We start from the raw sequence: 5667 nt of genomic DNA, 5'->3' as shown, positions 1-5667 counted from the left end.
ACACGGAAGTTAAGCTCTCTAGCGCCGATGGTAGTTGGGACCTTGTCCCTGTGAGAGTAGGACGTCGCCAAGCAACTTTAAGACGAGTCAGAATGACTCGTCTTTTTTGTGTTTTATAAAAATAAGAATGGCTGGTAAATCTCAGTTTATTAAAATTTCACTTTATTGTTCACATCAACAAGTTCAAAACGCTCACAGACGAGTAACATATCTTCAGAGAAATTAAGACCAAGCTCATTTAGTTCCTTTGTAAAAAAACGAACATGGGTGTCTCTCCAGTAATTATAAGTACGATCTCCTTCGCCTTCAGCGATAGCGAATTCTTCGCTTACTTCATTCATTGGTGTTACAGTTACTTCTATTGTCTTAATAATAGCTACAGGTTCATCATTACTATTGAGTATAATACTATAATCAATAGTAGTCGGTAGTGATTCATGTTCTAATTCATAAAAAATGTGACCGGAGCATGTAGCGGTTTTAATACCGTCAATTACTAGTTGTGCAAGATAATTAGGGGCATCCCCAAATTGCCAAGCTGTAACAGATTCTGGTTTTTTGTTGTTTCCCCAATAAGTATCCCAATATGTTTGTGCTAATTGATTCATTTTTATCGTTACCTCACTCTAATTCATATTTAGTCTCTTTATAATTCCTAGGAAATTTACTTACTTATTTAGTATGTCTTTGTACTCATTTAAAAGTTGTAGCGGTGTGTTGCAAATTAAAAAGATACTATGTGGAGTGAATATAGTTTGTAAATATGTTCTGTACATATATGGAATCTTTAATTTTCCAATTGCATTTTATGATAAAGGATGTAGTTACTTAAAGAACGTTCAGATTATGAATGGTAGTTTATTATCACTATGCCATATTGAAGTGAGTAATACTAGAGTTAAAATAGATGAAAAAACTGATATTCTAAATTGAATATCAGTTTAATAATATGTGACTTATATGCATCTATAGCAATACGAAAAGCGTAAATAAGATAGCCAACAAAATACGATAGTACGCAAAAGGTTTTAAACCTATCTTCTCTAAAAGCTTTAGAAAAGTTACTACCGCTAGCATCGCTACTATAAAAGAGGTAATGAATCCTACCGCAAACATAGGGATGTCATCGACACTTAAATACTTCCAACTTTTTAGTAAGTCTAAGCCTGTAGCCCCAATCATTACAGGAAGAGCTATTAGAAAAGAGAATTCAGATGCAGTCTTATAATTTACTTTTGCTAATAGACCTCCAGAGATAGTAGAGCCAGCTCTAGAGAAGCCAGGGTATACTGCTAAGCACTGAAATAATCCGATTGTTAAAGCTTGGCGGTATGTTAAATCGTCCAGTGAATAGGCTGCTGCCTCTTTCTTTTTTACTTCTGCAAAGAGCATAAGAATTGCACCTGCTACAAGTCCAATCACAACAGTGTATGGCTGGAATAAGTATGTTTTAATAATATCATGTAGTAGCAAACCAGCAACCACTGCCGGAAATACGCCAAGAAATACATGGAACGCGTTGAATTTTTTTTCTTTCTGTAGAAGTGGCTTAATATTACATAAAGAAACGAGACGTTTATGATATAAAATTGCAATGGCTAAAATTGCGCCTAGCTGAATAACAATTTCAAACGTTTTCGCTCTTTCTCCCTCAAAGCCTAATAAATGCCCGACTAATATAAGATGGCCAGTAGAGGATATAGGTAAAAATTCAGCTAATCCTTCTACAATACCGAGTATGAAGGCAATAATGATATCGCTCATAGTTTCACTCCTACAAATTAATGAATGTCTACTTTTTTAAAATAGAATAGTGTTGCAATAAATCCGGAAATTGTCGTTACTGCAATGATGATATAAGAATACTCTGGTGGATATGTCGGTTGTAATTCGTTATTTGCGATATCTAGAGTAGCGGTCCACGGAAATAAATCTTTATGCTTGGAGTTTACGAGCATAAGATTAGTCATTGTAATAATGACTGTTAATATAATGGGCGGTACATAGCTCTTCATTACAAGAGTTAGTAGCACAATAGGTGAAGACAATAGAAAGAGAAGTCCACCACATATTAAAAATTCTAGGAAAGAACCTAAAAGTAAAGAAATGTTAAAGCCAGGGAAGTTCCCCAATAGCCCTAATATTAAAGTAAGTGCCCAAGCGACTAAAGTTAGCATCATAATCCAAAGAAAGAGAATGATGAATTTACTTATAATAAAGCTAATGCGCGACACGGGGATAGTTAGTAAATTTTTCAGTGTATCTTCTGCATATTCGCGGGTAAGCAAATATGCAACCACTACTCCATATAAGGGGAATCCTATAACTAAAGTAGTATATAAGTTAACGTCAGTGAATAATTGATGGAACCAAATAGTTGGAGTAGGCTGTTTTGTTTTTATATGTATATAAGAGGCTACTACAACTAAGAAAGGTGCGACACCAGCACCAATAATGCTAATTAAAAACATATTAGAGCGTTTTAGTTTTAAGAGTTCTGTATAGAGTAGATTAACCAATTGTTCCACCTCCAACTAGTTTGGTGAAATAATCTTCTAGTCTATCTTCGCTTATCATCATTTTTAATACTTCAATACCGTTAAGAACAAATGTTCTGTTTATGTATCCTTGTTGTCCAAAATGAGAGTAAATACGAATATTTCCTTCATCATGTACTTCATAATCAAAAATTTGAAGATGATTTTCTAATAACATCACAGCTTTATCGTCATTATTCACTTGAAACTCTATGTACTTACGGTTTGCTTTGCGCAGCGTATCAAGAGAAACTTCTTCTAGTAACTTTCCTTCATGAATAATTCCGATACGATCGACCAACTGTTCTATCTCGGCTAATATGTGACTAGAAATGAGTATTGTTATATTTCTTTCTTGAGCTAAAGAATGAATAAGTTTTCGCATTTCTTTAATACCAATAGGGTCTAGTCCGTTAGTTGGTTCATCTAATATGAGTAGCTCAGGATAATGGAGAAGAGCGCGTGCAATTCCTAAGCGTTGCTTCATTCCTAAAGAATACTTTCCTACTAACTTTTTTGTCTCATGCTGCAAGCCTACTATTTCTAATGCTTCTTCGATAGCATTCTTTTTGTGAACCCCAATTATCTTTGCATTAATTAGTAGGTTTTCTTTTGCAGTTAAGTTTTCATAAAATCCTGGAACTTCAACTATAGAACCAATTCTGCTTAAAATATCTTTTTGATTTTGGAATAAGTTCTCTCCGAATATTTCAATCGTTCCACTTGTAGGTTTTATAAGACTAAGCAGCATACGAATGGTTGTTGTTTTACCAGCACCGTTGCGGCCTATGAAGCCATAAATCTCTCCTTGTTGAACATTAATATTTAAATTATCTACGGATTTTTGATTGCCATATACTTTAGTAAGGTTAGTCGTTTTTATAATTGTATTTATAGGAGACACCTGCTTTCTATAAGTTCTTACTTACATCATAAAAAGGAAGGCTTAACTGCATATTAATCATTTCTTAACTATTTCTTAAAAGTATTGTGTTTTGGAATAGAAAAGCCAAAAGTAGTTCGTTTCCATGGAGTACTTTCAACCCATATATGCCCACCATTTTTTTCAACGAGTGCTTTAGAAATAGAGAGTCCGAGACCGCTACCACCAAATGAAGAGTTTCTTGATTGTTCGCTTCGGTACATTCGCTCAAATATGTTTTGTAAATCATGTTTTTGAATACCAGGGCCTTGATCCCAAATATGAAGTTTGTATTCTGCATCAGCTTCTAGCAGTTCGACTCCTATTGTTTTCCCATCCTTTCCATAATAAATTGCATTTTTCATTAAATTACCGATAATCCGCATAATGCTTAGATGATCTGCGATGATAGGACAAGTAGAATCTGGTATGAGAATTTGCAGTTCGATGTTATGTTTTGAGAGCTCAGGTAAAAATTCAATCAAAACTTCTCTAGTAACTTCAGAAAAGTCGAGTTCTTCTTCTTTTAGTGGAAATTCATTAGCGTCTAGCTTCGCCATATTGAATATTTCATCAACTAGGTGCTTTAAGTTATTTGATTTCATATAGAGTATTTTAAGATATTCTTGTTTTTCTATTTCAGAAGCAGCAACTCCGTCTTTCAAAGCATCTATATATCCGATGATGGAGGTGAGTGGTGTTCGTATATCGTGGGAGATACTAGACAAAAGTTGTTTTCTGGATTCCTCGGATCTTTTGGCTTCAATCTGAACCTGCTCTAATTTAGCTATTAGCTCGTTTATTGAAAAAACGATATTATGTAATGAGTGGTCATTGCTTGTGAATAATCTCGTTTGTAAGTTTCCTTTTAGTACACGACTTAATTTAGTATCCATTGCTTTACGATGTTGAATGAATTGTATTCTTGCAAAGAAGAGATAAATTGTAATTAAGATAAGGATAATAAATAAAGACATTTTTAATCTTGGGCCCATTTGTATGTTTAAAATCCCGCAAATGATAAGTTGTAATGAAATAAGGAAGAGGGTTTTATCAGTCTTCAAGCTTTTCACCTACAAACTTATAACCAATTCCCCATATAGTCTGAATAAATTTTGGATTGGAAGGGTCAATTTCTATTTTCTTTCTAAGTTTTCGAATATGTACCATAACGGTATTGTCATCTTCTATATAATTATCGTCCCACACATTTCGGAAGAGCTGTGTTTTTGTAAATACTTGCCCTGGGTTTGAAGTAAAGAATTTTAACAGTTCCAATTCTTTTCCGGTTAAGCTAATTTCTTCTTTGTTTGTATGAACTGTGTATGTATTTAAATTGATAGTTAGTCCTTTAAAAGATAAAGTTGTTTTTTCTTGAGCAGTATTGTTACTTCCGAGAACTAAAAAACGCCGCATAAGAGCTTTTACTCGTGCAATTACTTCGTGAATGCTGAAAGGTTTCGTAATATAATCATCAGCACCAATGCTTAAACCTAAAATTTTATCAACTTCGTGATCTTTAGCTGTGAGCATTAATATAGGTACGTTAGTTTTATCTCTAAGTTTTTTACATACCTCGATTCCATCTATTTTGGGCATCATAAGATCTAATATAACGAGGTTATATTTATTTTGATTAAATAAATGCAAGGCTTCTTCGCCGTTGATTGCAGTGTCTACCATGTATAATTCTCGTTCTAAATATATTTTTAATAAATTTCGGATTTCTTTATCGTCGTCTGCTATAAGGATACGTATATCTTTCATATCTTCACCTGCTTCTAATAGAGTTTTATTGATAGTACAACAACTCTCTAATTATATACTAGTATTTGTTAAAATAAGGTTGCTAGTTTTGTTGGAGGAAAACGTCCACACAAGTTAAGTCTAGAGTTCAAATTAACTTGAATATATTTTTAAAAATAAATTAAAGAGAAGCAGAAGGTGTGCTCCGATAATGAAATCCTATAGAGACGTATCTAGCTAAAAGAGCATAAAAATATTAAATTGAAATTATTTATAAAAAGGTGTTGACGATTATACTTTAGAGGTGTAATATAGAACAAGTCGCCGATGACATTAACGTCGCAAGCGACAAACGAAATGAAAAACTTAGTTGACATTGAAAGATGAAAATGTTAACATAAGGAAGTCGCAAATGAGCGACCAAGTAGTTCTTTGAAAACTGAACGAAACAAACAACGTGAA

Annotated in this window: 6 protein-coding genes; all 6 read right to left on the bottom strand. The window is 33.5% G+C overall.

The window, feature by feature from the left end:
- Nucleotides 1-149: 149 nt before the first annotated feature.
- Nucleotides 150-608 carry an ASCH domain-containing protein gene (locus HFD78_RS28805; protein WP_001072418.1) on the bottom strand — a complete coding sequence of 153 codons (459 nt, stop codon included), beginning with the start codon at nucleotides 606-608 and terminating at the stop codon, nucleotides 150-152.
- A 358-nt stretch (nucleotides 609-966) separates the two neighbouring features.
- Nucleotides 967-1764 (bottom strand): undecaprenyl-diphosphate phosphatase UppP, encoded by a 798-nt coding sequence (gene uppP / locus HFD78_RS28800; RefSeq protein ID WP_001279960.1) that lies wholly within the window; start codon nucleotides 1762-1764, stop codon nucleotides 967-969.
- Nucleotides 1765-1781: 17 nt separating this feature from the next.
- Nucleotides 1782-2519 carry an ABC transporter permease gene (locus HFD78_RS28795; RefSeq protein WP_000247716.1) on the bottom strand — a complete coding sequence of 246 codons (738 nt, stop codon included), beginning with the start codon at nucleotides 2517-2519 and terminating at the stop codon, nucleotides 1782-1784.
- Complete coding sequence (locus HFD78_RS28790; RefSeq protein WP_000074580.1) at nucleotides 2512-3441, bottom strand: ABC transporter ATP-binding protein; 930 nt, start codon at nucleotides 3439-3441, stop codon at nucleotides 2512-2514. Before HFD78_RS28790 ends, HFD78_RS28795 begins: the two co-directional genes overlap by 8 nt.
- 68 nt (nucleotides 3442-3509) lie before the next feature.
- On the bottom strand, nucleotides 3510-4523 hold the full coding sequence (locus tag HFD78_RS28785) for a sensor histidine kinase (RefSeq protein ID WP_000845333.1): 1014 nt from the start codon (nucleotides 4521-4523) through the stop codon (nucleotides 3510-3512).
- Nucleotides 4513-5226 (bottom strand): response regulator transcription factor, encoded by a 714-nt coding sequence (locus HFD78_RS28780; protein ID WP_000651991.1) that lies wholly within the window; start codon nucleotides 5224-5226, stop codon nucleotides 4513-4515. The genes HFD78_RS28785 and HFD78_RS28780 overlap by 11 nt, the downstream gene beginning before the upstream one ends.
- Between the last annotated feature and the right edge of the window lie 441 nt (nucleotides 5227-5667).

The sequence above is a fragment of the Bacillus sp. EKM501B genome (genome assembly GCF_011800505.1).
In the GTDB taxonomy this organism is placed as follows: domain Bacteria; phylum Bacillota; class Bacilli; order Bacillales; family Bacillaceae_G; genus Bacillus_A; species Bacillus_A cereus.
This window is presented reverse-complemented; position numbering and strand designations above follow the sequence as displayed.